This is a genomic window from Gracilibacillus dipsosauri, from assembly GCF_003176895.1.
Lineage (GTDB): Bacteria > Bacillota > Bacilli > Bacillales > Amphibacillaceae > Gracilibacillus > Gracilibacillus dipsosauri.
In genome coordinates this window covers 36,727-54,486 of record NZ_QGTD01000001.1, presented here as the reverse complement: position 1 = coordinate 54,486, position 17,760 = coordinate 36,727, and the positions used below count along the sequence as shown (strand labels likewise).

The window sequence follows — 17,760 nt, the reverse complement described above, 5'->3', positions numbered from 1 at the left end:
CAGGTACTTTTATTTTTGCAACCATATCGTATTACATTCGAGTTATGATATCTATTATATATTGATTATCTGTCCTATTCTTTTGAAAAAGCTAATTTATGTAGAGGTATAAAATTTGAGGAGTTTTTCCCCTCTGCAACAATTATGCTATGATACATTTAATGAGTTAATATCGAAAGTCAGATCTTATGGAGGATAAGATGAATCGAAAGAGAGCAATTTATGTGTTACTTATGGCTTGTTTAGTCATAGCAATAGGTCTTTCCTTTTATTTTTATAAAAAAGCTCAAGTAGATCGTTTAGAAATAACGAAAGCGACGGAACCAGACAATCTTCCCTCTTACCACTTTGCATTGATTGGGGAAGAGATGGATCATGATTACTGGAGGTTAGTTGGGGAAGGAGCGAAGGATGCAGAGAAAAAGTATGACGTTTTTGTGGAATACGAAGGTCCGAGGCGTTCCAATCCAGAGGAACAGTTAAAGCTTTTAGATCAAGCAATAAAAGCTAAGGTTGATGGTATTATTGTGCAGGCATTAACAGAGGATTTTTTACCAATGATTAATAAAGCGGTGTATCAGGGAATCCCAGTGATTACTATTGATACAGATGCACCAGAGAGCTTGCGGACAACCTATATCGGGACAGATAATTATTTGGCTGGGCAAATTGCTGGGAAAACTTTAGTAGAAGATAAGAAGGGCCAAGCTACTGTTGGCATCATTACGGGCAGTTTTACGAATGCGCATCATCAACTACGTGTAGAAGGCTTTAAAAATGTTGTAGCTGATATAGAAGGAGTAGAAATTGTCGAGATTGAGGAATCTAATATTACACAAGTTATCGCAGAAGAAAAAACTTACGAAATGTTAAAGAATCATCCAGAAATTGATGCCCTTTATGGAACAAGTGCGTTAGATGGGATAGGAATGGTTCATGCCGCGGAATCACTAAATAGGTCAAGCAGTATATACATGATAAGTTTTGATACCTTACCTGAGAATATGGAATTGCTAGAGCAAGGTAAAGTGGATGTGCTTATCGGTCAGAAGCCTTATGAGATGGGATATCGTAGTATTGAGTTAATGCTTGATATTGTCAAGGGGCGTTCGGTCGAAGAAGTCAACCATACAGATGCAACAGTAGTTTCACAGAAGAACTTAGATAATTTCATTCCACAAGAGCGTGATGAGCCATGATCAAAATTAGAACGAAGCTATTAATGTATTTTTTTACTGTCATTACATTAGTCGTGATTCTCCTTTTAGTAAGAGAACAGAGCACACAGAAAATTATTGAGCTCCATGAGCAAAGCTCTGAACACTATTTACTGTTAAATGAAATAACAGGAGTGACAGATCAAACCTTTCAATCACTACAAATATATGTCCACGAACCTGTTTCAGAAAATTTAGCGTTTTATCAAAGGGAGAAGCAACAGCTTCTTGATTTACAGCAACAATATAAGGAGTTAACAGAAGAAAGTATTGTTCAGAAAAATTTCCTTCATATGTTAACAAGCTTTTTAGAGATTACAGACAAAACGGTAGAAGGAGTCCATGATGACAATATAGAACAGTATTCCTACTATTTAAGTGAAGCGGATAATACTGCCAACTATATTCATGAAAATACATTAGAAATCATTAATCAAGATCTAACCGAATATCAGAATTTAATCTCTTTGGAGGACGAACGAATCCACCATACGAAGAATATGGGAACGGCCATAGTTATTGCCATCATTATCTTAAGTGTGCTGTTTGCCTTATGGTTTTCGGATGGCATCACCAGAACGATTTCTCGTTTGACAAAGGCAGCAAAAGAAATATCTGCAGGAAACTACTCTGGTCAAGATGTTACGGTTTCAAGAAAGGACGAGCTTTGGCTTTTAACGAAGATGTTTAATGAGATGAAGCATAATATTTTACAGTCTGTGAAAGAGATGAAAGAAAAAGCACGTCTTGCCCAATTACTAAAGGAAATGGAATTGAAGAGCCTACAGAATCAAATTAACCCACATTTTCTCTTTAATACATTGAACACCATTTCTAAAACCTCTTATATTGAGGGGGCAGAACGGACGAGTGAATTAATTTCCTCTGTCTCTGCCCTATTGCGATACAATATCGGAAATTTAGACAGAGAGACAGTTTTAAAAGATGAAGTGGAAATAGTGAAAGAGTATTTTTTTATCCAACAAACACGTTTTGGAGATCGAGTCGCCTTCCACACTCAAATAGAAGAGCAGTGTCTACATACTCCGATCCCATGCCTAACTCTTCAACCAATCGTAGAAAATGCCTTTATTCATGGCATTGAGGAAATGGCAGATAGTGCAGTGATTGCATTGAATATCTATCAAAAGGAACAGAAGGTATTTATTGAGATTACCGATAATGGCAAAGGAATGGATCAAGCAACAATCAATCAAATTATACATCCAGTAGAAGAAAAGGAAGCTCAATCAAAGAAATTAGGTCATTCCACAGGTATAGGGATGCGAAATGTTATCGATCGACTCGAGTTGTTTGATAAAGAGAGTGCGCTTTGGATCGATTCTGCCATTGGAAAAGGAACGAAGGTTACCATTCAGTTACCATCAGGAAAGGAATGGAGGAAGGATTCATGTTAAAAGTAATGCTTGTAGATGATGAAGCTATCGAAAGAGAAGGCATCCGCCTTATCCTAAGTAGAAATCGTGATAATTTAGAAATCGTTGCAGAGGCACAGAATGGAAAAATAGCAGTGGAGAAGGCACTTGATACAGAGCCCGATATTATTTTTATGGATATAAAAATGCCCGATCTAGATGGACTAAAGGCAACACAGAAAATTCTCAACCAGCTTCCACATGCGAAGTGTGTAATGGTGTCAGCCTTCGATACGTTTCAATATGCACAAGAAGCGATGAAATATGGAGTGAAGGAGTACTTGCTCAAGCCAAGCAAGGTTCAGGAAGTACTAGATGCCTTCGATCGAATGGCCGCTGAGGTGGAGGAAGAAAAGGAACAAATGCAGGAAAAACAGGACATTGAGCAACGTTTGGAAAGAGCAAGTTCCCTAGTAGAAATGGATTTCGTCATTTCTCTAATGATGGATCATGTTCATGATTTTAACCAAGATGATTGGAACGATTGGTTAGATCTCGATGATCAACAAGGGTTTGCAGCAGTATTCTACTTTCAAGCAGAGGAACGAAAGCCAGATCGTGAGCAAAAGACGCAATGGTATCAAACGTTAAAGCGAGCTTTAGCAACACAACCTTATCCTTATTTTGTTGGACCACTCATCGGTTTTCAAATCCCTGTTTTTGTGAAATATCAAGCCGATAATACTGGATTAACAGAGAGGGAGAATTTTGCTAGATTAATGATTCGTACGATGCAGCATCAACTAGACAATTGTCAATTATGTGTTGGTATCGGTTCCGTTGTTGCTAATTTTCAGCATTTTTCTAAATCCTATGAACAAGCGATTTATACATTAGAAATGGTGGAAAAACGGTCAGGCTCTGCCTATCTAGTTTATAGCAAGCAATTGGAAGACAAAAGAAAGAATTTTGTACCCTTTGATTTAGAAAAGGATTTACTAGAAGCTGTGAAAAACGGTGATACTCGTAAAGGCTTAGAAGTCTTTGAGGCATATTTCCAATGGATTCAAAAGAGCGTTAACTATCAAATAGAGCTAATCCAAAAAGCAATGGAGAATCTCTTCATTGTCTTGACAAGAGCGACAAAAGAATTTGGCTTTGGTGAAGATGTACAGATGAATTTTCATCCATATGAAACAGCGATGCAAGTAAAGCAAGCAGCAAAAGCTCACCTCCAAACCGTTATGGAAGAAATTAATAAATGGCGAACTAACGGTGTGCAAGGAATACTGATCCAAGTGAAAGGATATCTGGATAGCCACTATCAAGATGCAGTCAGTCTAGAAGGAATTGCAGAAAAGGTAGGTCTAAGCTCTTATTATTTGAGCAAATTATTTAAAGAACATTTTGGTGTCACCTTTGTAGAGTATCTTACCAATATCCGAATTCAAAAGGCAAAGGACTTTCTACTAGATGGAAGTAAACCATTAAAGGAAATAGCACTAGATATCGGATATAAGGATCCTAACTACTTTAGCCGGGTCTTTAAAAAAGAAGTAGGACTAAGCCCAAGTGAATACCGAAATAAATATATTTAAAAACAACGATCCTATTGAAACGATCGTTGTTTTTTTTGGTTGGGTCTTACCCTGAAGAACGTTTTGCTCGGGAAAGAAGCCTCGAAAGGACGTTTACAGTCAAGATAAAGTCCAATTTGCCCGAGAAAAGCCCCCAAAATGACGTTTACAGCCAAGATAAAGTCCAAATTGCCCGAGAAAAGCCCCTGAAATGGTGTTTACAGCCAAGATAAAGTCTAATTTGCTCGATGAAAGCCTCTGAGATGGTGTTTACAGCCAAGATAAAGTCCGATTTGCTCGATGAAAGCCCCTGAAATGGTGTTTACAGCCAAGATAAAGTCTAAATGGTGTTTACAGCCAAGATAAAGTCCGATTTGCTCGATGAAAGCCCCTGAAATGGTGTTTACAGCCAAGATAAAGTCTAATTTGCTCGATGAAAGCCTCTGAAATGGTGTTTACAGCCAAGATAAAGTCCAATTTGCTCGATGAAAGCCCCCAAAATGGCGTTTACAGCCAAGATAAAGTCCAAATTGCCCGATAGAAGCCCCCAAAATGACGTTTACAACCAAGATAAAGTCCAAATTGCGCAAGGAAAGTCTCCGAAATGACGTTTACAACCAAGATAAAGTCCATTTTGCCCGAGAAAGCCTCCAAAATGACTGTCACAACAAGAATACCAGACATTCAAGCGAAAAGAACAATAAGTTCGAGAGAACAGATGACACCGACAGCACAAGATTGTCTAGTATTTTGCAAAAAAGTGAAGATGATACCTCTCTTATTGAAAATGTTTTCATGTTAATTTTAAGAAAGAGTAAGAAACGCTTACTTCCAACCAAAATGTAAGCGAAGTCAAATCGAAAACGTTAATGAAGGGGGATTTATCATGCAAAAAAAGCATTCAGCTTGGTATGTTATTTTAGTAGCTGCTTCAGCTGGTATGGCAGGATTGCTTTATGGTTTTGATACCGCTGTTATATCAGGTGCGATAGGATATTTACAAGATTTATATAATTTAAGTCCGGCAATGGAGGGATGGGTTATTTCCTGTGTCATGATAGGGGGAGTAACAGGTGTTGCCCTTTCTGGTTTTCTTAGTGATAAATATGGTCGTAAAAAACTATTGATGGTATCGGCCGTCTTCTTTATCATCTCTGCACTGGGCTCTGCCTTTGCAATCGATGTCACCACACTTGTACTTGCTAGAATATTAGGTGGACTAGGTATAGGTTTCGCATCAGCACTATCGGTAACCTACATTAGTGAATGTGCACCACCTGCTATTCGTGGTAGATTAGGATCTTTATATCAACTTTTCACGATCTTCGGTATTTGTGCAACATTTTATATTAACTATGGTGTAGCAAATAGTGGGTCCTATGAATGGGGATTAGAGGCTGGTTGGAGATGGATGCTAGGCTATGGAACTATTCCCGGAATTATCTTTATGCTTTTACTATTCTTTATTCCGGAAAGTCCAAGATTCCTTATTCAAAAAGGAGAAGATGAAGAGGCATTCAATATATTAAAACGTATTAATGGAGAAGAAGTTGCTAGAAAAGAAGAAAGAGAAATTAAAGCTTCAATTAAAGAGGAACAAAGTAGTTCGGCAAAAGAATTGTTAAAGCCAGGTTTAAGAATGGCTATGGGTGTAGGTATCTTCCTTGCCTTGTTCAATCAAGTAATCGGAATGAATGCGGTCACATATTATGGACCAGATATCTTCCGTAGTGTCGGGTTTGAAAATAATACCGAATTTCTTGCCACAAGTATCATTGGTAGTGTGCAAGTTGTCTTTACTATATTAGCAATCTTTTTGATAGATAAATTGGGAAGAAAAAAATTGATGGCAATTGGTTCAAGTTTCATGGCAATCTTTATGCTACTAATTGGAAGTGTTTTCTATTTTGAACCAGCAAACGCTGGTGTATTATTAATCATCTTAATTGCAGGCTTTACTGCTTCCTTCTGTGTATCAATGGGGCCAATTCCGTGGATCATGATTCCGGAGATTTTCCCAAATCATCTTAGAGCGAAAGCGGTAGGAATTGCGACTATATTCCTTTGGGGAGCAAACTGGGCGATCGGCCAATTCACCCCTGTACTAATCAGTAATATGGGAAGTGCCTTTACATTCTGGATGTTTGCGGTTATCAACGTCATTTGCTTTATCTTTGTGATGACCATTGTCCCAGAGACAAAAAATAAATCACTTGAGGAAATAGGGAGAATGTGGAGTGCTAAAGATAAAAAGAAAGCGAAATCTTATGAGGAACTTGCATAATCAAAGCAAAACCTACTGATCCATTCAGTAGGTTTTTTTCTTGATAATGGATATTCACAGATTGCTTACTTAGCTGAAACTGATTGAAATATTTTGGAATAACTGTTTATAATTACATTGTAAACTATTGGCCAATAGTTGAGATCTATGTAATTTGAACCACTATTAAAAGGAAGAGAAGGTGTGTAATCAATGCGGGCAAAATTATTAACTATGTTAGCATTTGCACTATTGTTAGTTGGGGCAATTTCCGTAGAGTCACTGGAGGCTGCAAGTTTTGATTCAAGTAAAAGCTACAAGATTATAAATAGATTTAGTGGAAAGGCTCTCGAGGTCTATGAATGGTCCACTTCTGATGGTGGAAATATTGTTCAATATGATGATCTAGGTGGTTTAAATCAGCAATGGCGTATTATCAATGTTGGGGAAGGCTACCATAAAATTGTGAACCAAAATAGTATCAAGGCAATGGAGGTTTATGACTGGTCTACAGAGGATGGTGCTAATGTAAGCCAATGGTATGACTGGAATGCAGCAAATCAGCAATGGGCAATTGAAGGTATTGGAAATGGCTATGTTAAAATCGTTAATCGACATAGTGGAAAAGCCCTTGAAGTATTCGATTGGTCGACAGAAAATGGCGCGAACGTTGTCCAATGGGATGACTGGGGTGGTGAGAGCCAGCAATGGCGTATTATTGAAGTACCACCAAGTGATACCATAACCGTAAATCAAACCATTGTCGTAGAATCAGGTGAAGTCTTTGATGGTGAAGGCAAAAGGTATGTAGCTAACCCAGATACTGTTGGAGATGGCAGCCAAGGAGAAGATCAAGATCCAGTATTTAGACTGGAGGACGGAGCAACCTTGAAAAATGTGGTAATCGGTCACCCGGCTGCAGATGGTGTGCATACGTATGGAGATGTCTTAGTACAGAATGTAGTCTGGGAGGATATCGGTGAGGATGCTTTAACGATTAAGGATGATGGTCATGTCACAATTAGAGGTGGAATGGCACAAAAGGGTAGTGATAAAATGTTCCAGGTGAATGCTCCTTCGACTTTTGAAATTATCAATTTTACAGCGGATGATGCTGGAAAAATGATTCGTCAAAATGGAGGTACTACTTTTAAAACAAGTATCTTTATCGATGGTAGTGTCATTACGAATATGGATGAAGCTATATTTAGAACAGATAGCGACTCTAGTGAAGTTACGATGACAAACACAAGATATTCTGATGTTGGTAGAAAGTGGTATAATGTAGAAAATGTTTCGGAAAGCGGAAATTACGAATATTAATTTATATGAAAGTGCTTAGCAATTACGTTGTTAAGCACTTTTTTTATGGGAGTTTTTGTTGCAAATACAACAAAGTTGCTATATGCTTATTCTTGTTGTATTTACAACAAAAAACATCAAATAAGGAGTGAGCAAGATCGATATTCTTCGCGAAATAGGAATGATTGCAAGGGCATTAGATTCTATCAGCAATATTGAATTTAAAGAGTATGATCTTACGAAAGGACAATATTTATACCTTGTTCGCATATGTGAAAATCCAGGAATCATTCAAGAAAAGTTGGCCGAGATGATCAAGGTAGACAGAACAACAGTAGCTCGTGCGATTAAAAAACTTGAAATGAATGGATTTATAGAAAAAAAGGATGATCACTCTAATAAAAAGATTAAAAAAATCTTTCCAACAGAAAAGGGAAAGAAGGTTTACCCTTTTATCAAAAAAGAAAATGACTATTCTAATAGCATCGCTCTAGCAGGTTTTTCCGAAAAAGAAGAAGAGACCATCCTCTGGCTACTTCAAAGAGTAAGAAAGAATATAGAAAAAGATTGGGAATTAGTAAAGAAGGGAAACAAAAGAAATTATTGATTATAGGAAGGAGAGGCAATTAGCATGACGATAAATGTAAAAAAATGCACCAAAGAAGAATTACCAACACTGCAAAAAATAAGTATAGAAACCTTTCGGGAAACATTCGAAAGTCAGAATTCATCGGAAAATTTAGATGCCTATCTGAAGAGAGCTTTTCATTCGAAACAATTGGAAATGGAATTATCTAATGAGTTTTCGGAATTTTTCTTCGTGTATTTAAATAGTGAGATGGTCGGATATTTAAAGATTAATATTGGAAATGCACAGTCAGAAAAAATGGGTGATGAATCACTCGAAATCGAGAGAATATATGTAAAGAATAAATACCAAAAGCACGGAATTGGTAAGATTCTATTAAATACAGCTATTGAATTTGCTTTAGAACGTGACAAGAAGAAAATTTGGTTAGGGGTATGGGAAAAGAATGAAAATGCTATAGCATTTTATAAAAAAATGGATTTTGTTCAAACTGGAGTTCATTCTTTTTATATGGGTGAAGAAGAACAAACGGATTTGATTATGACTAAAGCAATTAATTGAAAGGTGGAACAAAGATGTATCGTCCCTCCCATTTTAAAATAGAAGATAAGGAAGTAATAGATGAGATAATCGAGCAATATAGTTTTGCAACACTTATTTCTCAGCACAATGGCGTCCCTTTTGCTACTCACTTACCGCTCATATGGAACAACGATCATACCTATTTGTATGGCCATTTTGCTCGTTTGAATCCGCAATGGAAGGATATTAGAAATCAAACTATACTAGCAATTTTTCAAGGTCCTCATTGCTATATTTCTCCATCTTGGTATGAGACGAATAATGCAGTACCAACATGGAATTACGTTACTGTTCACGTGTATGGTAAAGTAGAACTTTTGGAAGACAAAAAAGAGGTTGTAGATTCCTTAGATCAGATGGTTTTGAAGTATGAAGATCCGAAAAGTACCTATCATTTGCATGAGTTGGATTCTAATTTTATTTCAGGAATGAGCAGGGCTATTCAATGTTTCAAAATTAAAATCAACAAAATAGAAGGAAAAGCGAAACTGAGCCAAAATCATTCAGTGCAAAGAAAAAAGTTAATTATTAATCAACTAGAACAAATTTCAAACCCCAATGAACAGCAGATTTGTTCATTAATGAAAGCAAACATAAATAACTAAAATTCACTATTAACTTTCTCTTTCGATTATAATAAAATGTATGTAAACGCTTTAAAGGAGAGGTGTTTGATGCCACAAGTAGTCATGACATATCCCAATGGAAAGTATAAGGTTCTAACAATGAGCTATGATGATGGGAAAGCTGCAGATAGACGTTTAGTAGAAATATTTAATCAATATCGTATCAAGGGATCCTTTCATATTAATTCAGGGTTACTTGGAAAAGGTGATAGAATCCCAGCAGCAGAAGTAGCCAACTTATACAAAGGACATGAGGTTTCTGCACATACGGTAACCCATCCAACGATTGCTCGATCACCAAAGGAACAATTAATAGAAGAAGTAATGAAGGATCGCAAAGCTCTAGAGCAAATTGTTCGTTATCCTGTTAGGGGGCTGTCTTATCCAAATGGCTCTTATAACAATCAAATCAAAGAGATGCTGCCATATATGGGAATAGAATATGCAAGAACAGTTCATAGCACCGGCAATTTTGCTATACCAGATAATTTCATGGAATGGCAACCCACCTGTCACCATAATCAAAATTTATTAGAGCTTGCCGAGGAATTCATCCATCTTCACAAGAGTCAATATTTGTACATGTTTTATGTGTGGGGACATAGTTATGAATTTGATCTTGATCAAAATTGGGATAAGATTGAAAAATTTTGCCGTTTAACCAGTGATAGAGATGATATTTGGTATGCCACCAATATCCAAATTGTTGATTATATCCATGCTTTTCACAGGCTTCAATTTTCAGCCGACAGTCAGTTTGTCTATAATCCATCAGCTATTTCAGTATGGTTAAGTGTAGATGGCGATATAGTTGAAGTGGAAGGAGGAAAGCAGGTAGATTTAACACATATAGGGATTTTATAAGAATGAATGAATAGACAAGGAATACTTTAGTTACAATGACTAATAAAATCCTTGTTTGGAGGAGATCCATATGTGTGGCAGGTTTACGCTCCATCTATCAAAAGAGGTTATTGAAAGTGATTTAAATATTACCATTAACGATTACCATCCAAGCTATAATGTGGCACCGACCCAAAATATACTTGGGATGGTGGGAACAAAGGATGGTTATCGTGCAGGATATTTTAGGTGGGGACTCATTCCTAAATGGGCAAAGGATACGAAGATTGGTAATAAAATGATTAATGCCCGAAGTGAAACGATGGAGGAAAAGCCATCCTTTCGCCCTTTACTAGCTAGGAGACGTTGTGTCATTATAGCGGATAGCTTTTATGAATGGAAACGTCAAGACAATGGGAAGACTCCCTATAGAATTATGGTCAATAATCAGCGTGTGTTTACCTTCGCGGGTTTATGGGATCGTTGGAAGCAAGGGGATCAAGAGATTATCTCCTGCACGATACTTACTACCAAGCCAAATGAAATAATGGAGGAAATCCATGATCGAATGCCAGTCATCTTAGATGAGAAAAGCAGGGAACAATGGCTACAACCTGACCAGCACGATGTTCAAGTATTAAAGTCATTAATGAAACCATATCCTTCAACTGCTATGTCGTTTTACCCTGTTTCTAAATTAGTAAATAACCCTTCAAATAATGATAAAACGCTCATTGAACCGGCAATTTAAATAGTTTACAAATGCATATACTAACAAAGTTTTATTACATGATTTATAGGATTCTCATTTTTGACTATTTTTAACAAAAAAATACCGTTTATTATCCAGGGCTTCTATTTTCAAAACCTAAAGCAATTTAATCATCATTCGCCTCTATTCACGAAGAAAGATGTAAATCATAACAGTATAAAATTTTCCACTTAGAGAATATAATAATTTTAAGAAAATTTTTCGTTACCCATATCTTTTTTCTTCCAACAATCGTTTTAGCTATTAGAGAAGTGTAAAGGAGTGAGTGAAATGTGCGCTAGGCCTAGCACAATAGAAGTACAGGGTTCTTTCATACAAGTTTATCGCCAGTTATCTCATTATTGTCATTTCTTATCACGGAATAAATGGGATGGGGAAGAACTTGCCCAAGAGGCGATATGTAAAGCGATAGCCTACTATGATGATAAGGATCAATGGAATATTAGCTTATTGAAAAAAATTGCTTATCATGTTTGGATTGATCAAAAGCGAAGACATCAGCACGAATTAATGGAAATACCAATAGATCTAGCATCAGAAGAAAAGGGAGACAAGGAAGAGATTGAGTTTCTGGTAGAAAGGCTCCAATCTAAAATGACCTCTAAACAGCTGCTTATTTTTATCTTGAAGGATGTATTTCGTTATCGGTTAATAGAGATAGCCGAGTATTTTCATATGTCTGAGACGGGCGTGAAAGCAACGCTTTACCGTGCGCGTAAGCATCTTGAAAAGATGGATCAGGATAAATTGGAATCATATGATCACACAAGAGCAAATAAAAAGCTGGTGTCTATCATTACACAGTCCATTTATTTAGATGATCCATCTCGTATTATAAAGCTAATTCCAGTGTTATATCCTAATAATCAACCAAAGTGTAAACACCACATTTTCACTCCTCCTACTAACATTCTCTCTATGGCTGCTTAGAGCCGCCTAAATGATTGAAGGAGGAATTCATTTGACAACGATCCCTTATGTTATTGAACAGTCCAGTCGTGGCGAGCGTTCCTACGATATATATTCAAGACTTTTAAAAGATCGAATAATTATGGTAAGTGATGAAATTAATGACCATATGGCAAATAGCATCGTCGCACAGCTATTATTTCTCGCTGCTGATGATCCAGATAAAGATATCTCGCTTTATATTAATTGTCCTGGTGGTTCTGTTTCGGCAGGTTTTGCGATCTTTGATACAATGCAGTATATTAAACCAGATGTTCGGACTATCTGTACCGGATTAGCAGCATCCTTTGGGGCAATGTTATTGCTTGCGGGAACAAAAGGTAAACGTTTAGCCCTTCCAAACAGTGAAATTATGATCCACCAGCCCTTAGGTGGGGCTCGTGGGCAAGCGACAGAAATTGATATTACAGCAAGAAGGATTTTAAAGCTTCGGGAGAAAATTAATCAAATTATTGCGGAGCGAACCGGTCAAACGATGGAAAAAATAGCATCTGATACAGATCGGGATTACTATTTGTCAGCAGAAGAGGCTAAGGAATATGGGTTAATTGATGACATTATCCAATCCAAACGAGGGTTGACATAAACTGGATTCAAGCATATAATAACGATATATTGAAAAACTTAAGGAGGGTTGTTAAAAGGATGGCTATGTTTATAAGACTACGTTTCCCAAATATGAATCAGTAATTTCATATTTAACGTGGACTCTGTTTGTGTATGCAGAGTAAATGGGAGTAGTCTGTCCTTTTAACAATCTCCATCAGTATATAGAATGTATTGTATGTAGAAAAGGCAGGTGTATTTACCTGTCTTTTTCTCTATGTACTTGTATAAATCTCATCTAAATATGCTGGACACATACTATGATTTTCTAGTACTTTATTAGCCATACAATTCTGTAGGGGTAATCTCTTCTTTTTACTTTTCATCACAGGCAGTAGTCTGTGATTTTTTATTGGAAAGGAAGAGATATCATGACGAAGAAAATCTACAGAAAACGGAAAAATAAAATCTATCGTGGAGAGCCTCCCAATTATTTGGGGCAGCATTTTATGCATAATAAAAAATTAATTAAAGACATAGTTGATCAAGCAGCTATTATGAAATCGGATAATGTCTTGGAACTAGGTGCGGGGAAGGGTCAATTAACTGGCATGTTAAGTCAAAGGGCAAGTAAAGTCATTGCAGTGGAGTATGATGCGAAACTAGTCAATCATTTGAGGGGAAAGCAGCTATCTAATCTTCAGCTTATTCAGCAGGATATACTAAAATTTCGCTTGCCAAAACATCCCTTTGTGTTAGTATCCAATATCCCCTATTCGATTACAACACCAATTATGAAAAAAATACTCGTCCCATTTAGCGGGTTTCAACGGGGAGTAATCGTAATGGAAAAAGGAGCAGCGAAAAGATTCACAGCAAAAATGGTGAAGGATCGCTATATCATTACTTGGAGAATGTACTTTAATATGCGTTTGGTAAGAGGTATTTCTAGGGATAACTTCTCTCCTCCGCCAAAGGTTGACTCAGCTATGGTCTATATATCGAGAAAAAAAGACCCACTCCTCTCGGTAAAAGATTATCGATTATTTAAGGCATTTGTGGACGCTATATGGCAACACCCATTGCTATCCATTGATGAGGCATTAAGCGTAGTGTTTACACGACCTCAAATAAAACATGTGAAAAGGAATCTAGGGATAAAACAGGAATTTCCGGTTGGTGCTTTAACAGAATTCCAGTGGCAAAAAATATTTATAGCAATGGTCCAGTATGTCCCAAAAACAAGGTGGCCTAGGATAAAAGGGTAATGTGCCCTCACTCCGAGCGAGAGGGAGATAAAAATTATGGGTATTTTCCATATTGACAAATGACAATTATTCGTATATCCTATCAATAATTTATAATAAAATGCAAAGATTGGAAATAGTAAAAGGATCGGTAAATTTTAAGAGAGCCAGTGGCTGGTGTGAACTGGTAGTTACTCCTTTGAACTCCTCCAAGAGCAACACCCTGAACAATGAAGTAGGGGCTGTCGGTGTCTACCGTTATCTAGATAGGTGGTGATAGCCACCGAATGAGAGTGGGTTAATAATCAGTATTAACCAATTAGAGTGGTACCGCGAGCAAAGCCTCGTCTCTATAGTGATATAGAGACGGGCTTTTTTATTTATAGTTAGAATAGAAAAGCTAACGAATCCGAGTTTTTTTATAGGATTATCGATATTTATGGATAGAATCGAATACCTATAATCAAAGCAGTATACTAAAAAAGGAGTGGATAAATGGTGAGAAATGTATCGATTTTTGACACGACGTTAAGAGATGGGGAACAGGTTCCTGGCGCGAAATTGAATATGAAAGAAAAACTTGAAGTAGCAACACAGCTTAAGCATTTAGGTGTTGATTTTATCGAAGCAGGTTTCCCATCATCCTCCACAGGTGATTTTCAGGCGGTGAAGGAAATTGCTACAAAAGTTGGGAACTCAGAGGATGTTGTGATTACAGCATTAGCTAGAGCGGTAAAATCTGATATTGATGCCGTTTATGAAAGTATCAAATATGCGAAAAATCCCCTTATCCATATTGTGTTAGGTACTTCTGATATACATGTAGAAAAGAAATTTGGTAAATCAAAGGATGAAATTTTAAGTAAAGGTGTAGAAGCAGTTAAATATGCTAAAACACTTTTACCAGACGTGCAATATTCAACGGAGGATGCATCACGTTCTGATTTTGAATATTTATGGAATACCATTGAAGCAGTCGTGAAGGCTGGTGCAACGATTATCAATATTCCAGACACGGTTGGCTTTGCTGAACCAGAGGAATTTGGTCATTTAATCTATCGTATTAATCAACGATTAATAAATTTAAATGACCAGGTAATCTTGAGTGTCCATTGTCATAATGATTTAGGTATGGCAACTGCTAACACCTTAGCGGCAATTAAAAATGGTGCTGATAAGGTGGAATGTACGATTAACGGGATTGGTGAGAGAGCAGGGAATACTTCTTTAGAAGAGGTAGTTATGGCCATCAAAACCAAGCCCTCCATTTACAAGGCAGAGACGAAAATCGTGACAAAGGAAATTATGAAAACATCTAAGCTGGTGAGCAATTTGATGGGAATAGAAGTTCAGCCAAATAAGGCTATTACAGGTGAAAATGCCTTTGCTCATTCATCCGGTATACACCAAGATGGTTTACTAAAATCACGGGACGCCTATGAAATCATTAGTCCAAAGGATATCGGATTAGACGACATGGAATTAGTCCTAACAGCAAGGTCTGGAAGACATGCGGTCAAAAGTGCATTACAAAGAATAGGCTTTGGTTCATTGACGGATGATCAATTTACTGTAATTTTTGATGATTTTCTTGAGATAGCCGATCAGAAGAAAGAGGTCTATAGTCATGATCTTTATACAATTGTTGCCCGTCATCTCAAGAACCTAGCAGACCAACATTGCTTTTATGAATTAGTCGATCTGCAAGTAATTAGTAATAACCAATTTCCATCGGCAAGTGTCAAAGTGAAAAAGGGTGATCAAATATTCAATCAGTCATCCAGTGGAACAGGTCCAGTAGATGCATTATATACTGCTCTTATGGAAATAAGCGGTCTAGATATTAGTTTACATGAGTACAGAATAACCAGTATCTCGAGAGGAAAGGAAGCGCTTGGAAAGGTTAAGCTACAAGTAGAATTTGCTGATGAGCTCTTCACTGTGCAAGCGGCAGATGAGGATATTATGAAGGCAAGTGCACTAGCATTTATGAATGCGATTAATATGGCTATTGTGAAGCAGTTACAAGAAGCGAACATCCAGCAACTTGGCTAGCATTATACATTCATTACAAGGAACGGGCATGAATAAGTAGCTTAATCATGCCCGTTTAATATGTTATTTCCTTTTCCGTCGCCAAAAATAAACAACACAAAATACAATAACTATAAATAGTAATAGATAAACAATGTTCGAATAGATGTCCATATAATGTACGATATCCTCCCAGGATTCCCCAACTTTAGCTCCGAAGGTCACTAAGAAGGTATTCCAAATAACCGTACCTACCGTTGTGAAAATTAGAAATAAGGGAAAATTCATTCGTGTCATCCCCGCAGGAATAGATATAAGACTACGGACAAGTGGAATCATTCTACAAAAAAGAACGGTCCAATACCCGTATTTGTCGAACCAACGATCTGCTCGATGAATATCTGTCACCTTTACCCGAAGAATAGAACCATATTTTTGAATAAATCTTTCCATTCTCTCAATCCCGAACAGCATGCCAATTCCATATAGTAGGATGGCACCAAGCACCGAACCTAAGGTGGAGTAAATAATAACCCCCGCTACGGAAAGGGTTGTACTCGACGTCATAAATCCACTGAATGTTAAAATCACTTCTGAAGGGATCGGTGGGAAAAGATTCTCCGCACAAATTAATAGAAAAACGCCTAAATATCCGAATTGTTCAAGGAAATCTGTAATCCAATTCTCCATCACCTTTTTCTCCTCTTTAAATAATCTATATCTATGAATTTTGTTTAAAAAATATGTACAACCACCTAATCATACAATAAAAAAGCTATTTAGGGTATGACAGCAAAATAAAAAAATCACACATTGAGAATTGTTATCAATTATTGTATATTAGATAGTAACGATAAATATAATGGAATAAGGAGAATATACAATGCAAATCTACTGGACTAAAATAAATAAGATTATTGAAGAAACGCCAGAAGTTAAAACATACCTGCTCGACTGCCCGGAAAACTTTACATGGGAAGAAGGATCTCACACCCACTTCGCACTAGAAGGCTTTAATGCCGGAGATAAACCAAACCGTAGCCTGATTCGCCACATGTCAATCTCCACTTTACCGTACGAAGGTTCAATCGGTATCACAACACGCATCAGAGAGCAGTGTTCTGAGTTTAAAACAGTTTTAAGAAATCTTGAGGTCGGCAATAAAATTGCCATATTTAAAACTCACTCGAATGTACCACTTAAAAGAGAAAACAAAAATGTTTACATGCTGTCATCAGGTGTCGGCCTTGCAACCTTCAGACCGCTTGTACTTGATTTTTTAAAACGTGGTGACAACGTCAATCAAATGCATTCCTTGAATATCGATTCATCAAAAAATTTCCTTTTTACTAATATTTTTAAATCCACACCTGACAAGAAGTTTACATCACAGTTCGTCGATAACCGTAAAGACTACTATGAAGCAGTGAGACATCTTGCTGCAGACAAGGAGGATGGACTCTTCTATGTTGTCGGCAGTGACGAATTCCTCATTCAGAACATTGAAGTACTGCGTGAGCAGGGCATCAAGCCTGAACAGATAATGCTCGATAAGCATGAACAACAACTGCCTAAGTTTTTATCATTAGATTTGTCAATATAAGTGATAACTGTTACATTAAAAAACCTCCCAACTCTGTTATAGGCACAAGCAATGCTAACAGGCTAATAGGAAGCACTTAAGCATTAGAGGGCACGCCGTATGCGATGAAAGTATCATGTACGGTGTGGAATTTCCTATTTAATGATGCTCCGCTTATCAAATTCTTACAATATGAAAGAGCTAAAAAAAGTCCTCCCTTAAAAGAGGACGCATA

17 protein-coding genes, 1 pseudogene and 1 other annotated feature are annotated in these 17,760 nt (G+C 37.1%); of the genes and pseudogenes, 16 read left to right on the top strand and 2 right to left on the bottom strand.

Annotation, left to right across the window (positions count from 1 at the left end):
• Nucleotides 1-200: 200 nt before the first annotated feature.
• From DLJ74_RS00260 to DLJ74_RS00250, 3 genes are read left to right on the top strand one after another with little or no spacing between them, the layout of a single operon-like run.
• Complete coding sequence (locus DLJ74_RS00260; RefSeq protein ID WP_109982864.1) at nt 201-1,199, top strand: sugar-binding protein; 999 nt, start codon at nt 201-203, stop codon at nt 1,197-1,199.
• Complete coding sequence (locus tag DLJ74_RS00255) at nt 1,196-2,635, top strand: sensor histidine kinase (protein WP_109982863.1); 1,440 nt, start codon at nt 1,196-1,198, stop codon at nt 2,633-2,635. Before DLJ74_RS00260 ends, DLJ74_RS00255 begins: the two co-directional genes overlap by 4 nt.
• Nucleotides 2,629-4,191, top strand: coding sequence for a response regulator transcription factor (locus tag DLJ74_RS00250; protein WP_109982862.1), 1,563 nt, complete (start codon nt 2,629-2,631; stop codon nt 4,189-4,191). Before DLJ74_RS00255 ends, DLJ74_RS00250 begins: the two co-directional genes overlap by 7 nt.
• Nucleotides 4,192-4,406: 215 nt before the next feature.
• Here DLJ74_RS00250 and DLJ74_RS20325 read toward each other — a convergent pair whose 3' ends face one another.
• Nucleotides 4,407-4,583 (bottom strand): hypothetical protein, encoded by a 177-nt coding sequence (locus DLJ74_RS20325; RefSeq protein ID WP_181397399.1) that lies wholly within the window; start codon nt 4,581-4,583, stop codon nt 4,407-4,409.
• A 473-nt stretch (nt 4,584-5,056) separates the two neighbouring features.
• Here DLJ74_RS20325 and DLJ74_RS00240 point away from each other — a divergent pair, with 473 nt between their 5' ends.
• The 12 genes and pseudogenes from DLJ74_RS00240 to DLJ74_RS00190 all read left to right on the top strand — a co-directional run bounded on the left by DLJ74_RS00240 (nt 5,057) and on the right by DLJ74_RS00190 (nt 15,964).
• Nucleotides 5,057-6,454, top strand: coding sequence for a sugar porter family MFS transporter (locus DLJ74_RS00240; protein ID WP_109982860.1), 1,398 nt, complete (start codon nt 5,057-5,059; stop codon nt 6,452-6,454).
• Nucleotides 6,455-6,646: 192 nt separating this feature from the next.
• A pseudogene (locus DLJ74_RS20990) lies at nt 6,647-7,168 on the top strand (RICIN domain-containing protein); the annotation flags it as partial.
• Entirely contained in the window at nt 7,148-7,756 is a 609-nt protein-coding gene (locus tag DLJ74_RS20985) for a pectate lyase (protein WP_245902230.1), read from the top strand. The pseudogene DLJ74_RS20990 and the gene DLJ74_RS20985, both read left to right, overlap by 21 nt.
• Nucleotides 7,757-7,916: 160 nt before the next feature.
• Entirely contained in the window at nt 7,917-8,342 is a 426-nt protein-coding gene (locus DLJ74_RS00230; RefSeq protein ID WP_109982858.1) for a MarR family transcriptional regulator, read from the top strand.
• Nucleotides 8,343-8,366: 24 nt separating this feature from the next.
• Nucleotides 8,367-8,885 (top strand): spermidine/spermine N(1)-acetyltransferase, encoded by a 519-nt coding sequence (gene paiA, locus DLJ74_RS00225; protein ID WP_109982857.1) that lies wholly within the window; start codon nt 8,367-8,369, stop codon nt 8,883-8,885.
• Between the two features lie 14 nt (nt 8,886-8,899).
• Entirely contained in the window at nt 8,900-9,511 is a 612-nt protein-coding gene (locus tag DLJ74_RS00220) for an FMN-binding negative transcriptional regulator (protein ID WP_109982856.1), read from the top strand.
• Nucleotides 9,512-9,580: 69 nt separating this feature from the next.
• Nucleotides 9,581-10,396 (top strand): polysaccharide deacetylase family protein, encoded by an 816-nt coding sequence (locus DLJ74_RS00215; RefSeq protein ID WP_054788064.1) that lies wholly within the window; start codon nt 9,581-9,583, stop codon nt 10,394-10,396.
• A gap of 70 nt (nt 10,397-10,466) precedes the next feature.
• Nucleotides 10,467-11,126 (top strand): SOS response-associated peptidase, encoded by a 660-nt coding sequence (locus DLJ74_RS00210; RefSeq protein ID WP_109982855.1) that lies wholly within the window; start codon nt 10,467-10,469, stop codon nt 11,124-11,126.
• 291 nt (nt 11,127-11,417) lie between these two features.
• The gene (locus tag DLJ74_RS00205) at nt 11,418-12,077 is read left to right on the top strand and encodes a sigma factor-like helix-turn-helix DNA-binding protein (RefSeq protein WP_109982854.1); all 660 of its coding nucleotides are present in this window, start codon (nt 11,418-11,420) and stop codon (nt 12,075-12,077) included.
• A gap of 31 nt (nt 12,078-12,108) precedes the next feature.
• Nucleotides 12,109-12,702 (top strand): ATP-dependent Clp endopeptidase proteolytic subunit ClpP, encoded by a 594-nt coding sequence (gene clpP / locus DLJ74_RS00200; RefSeq protein ID WP_109982853.1) that lies wholly within the window; start codon nt 12,109-12,111, stop codon nt 12,700-12,702.
• 391 nt (nt 12,703-13,093) lie between these two features.
• Nucleotides 13,094-13,930 carry a 23S ribosomal RNA methyltransferase Erm gene (gene erm, locus DLJ74_RS00195; RefSeq protein WP_109982852.1) on the top strand — a complete coding sequence of 279 codons (837 nt, stop codon included), beginning with the start codon at nt 13,094-13,096 and terminating at the stop codon, nt 13,928-13,930.
• Nucleotides 13,931-14,026: 96 nt separating this feature from the next.
• Nucleotides 14,027-14,264 (top strand) — a binding site (T-box leader).
• A gap of 140 nt (nt 14,265-14,404) precedes the next feature.
• On the top strand, nt 14,405-15,964 hold the full coding sequence (locus DLJ74_RS00190; protein ID WP_109982851.1) for a 2-isopropylmalate synthase: 1,560 nt from the start codon (nt 14,405-14,407) through the stop codon (nt 15,962-15,964).
• 63 nt (nt 15,965-16,027) lie between these two features.
• Here DLJ74_RS00190 and DLJ74_RS00185 read toward each other — a convergent pair whose 3' ends face one another.
• Entirely contained in the window at nt 16,028-16,633 is a 606-nt protein-coding gene (locus tag DLJ74_RS00185; protein ID WP_109982850.1) for a DedA family protein, read from the bottom strand.
• 193 nt (nt 16,634-16,826) lie between these two features.
• Between DLJ74_RS00185 and DLJ74_RS00180 the strand changes: the two genes are divergently transcribed.
• The gene (locus DLJ74_RS00180; RefSeq protein WP_109982849.1) at nt 16,827-17,546 is read left to right on the top strand and encodes a ferredoxin reductase domain-containing protein; all 720 of its coding nucleotides are present in this window, start codon (nt 16,827-16,829) and stop codon (nt 17,544-17,546) included.
• Nucleotides 17,547-17,760: the final 214 nt, after the last annotated feature.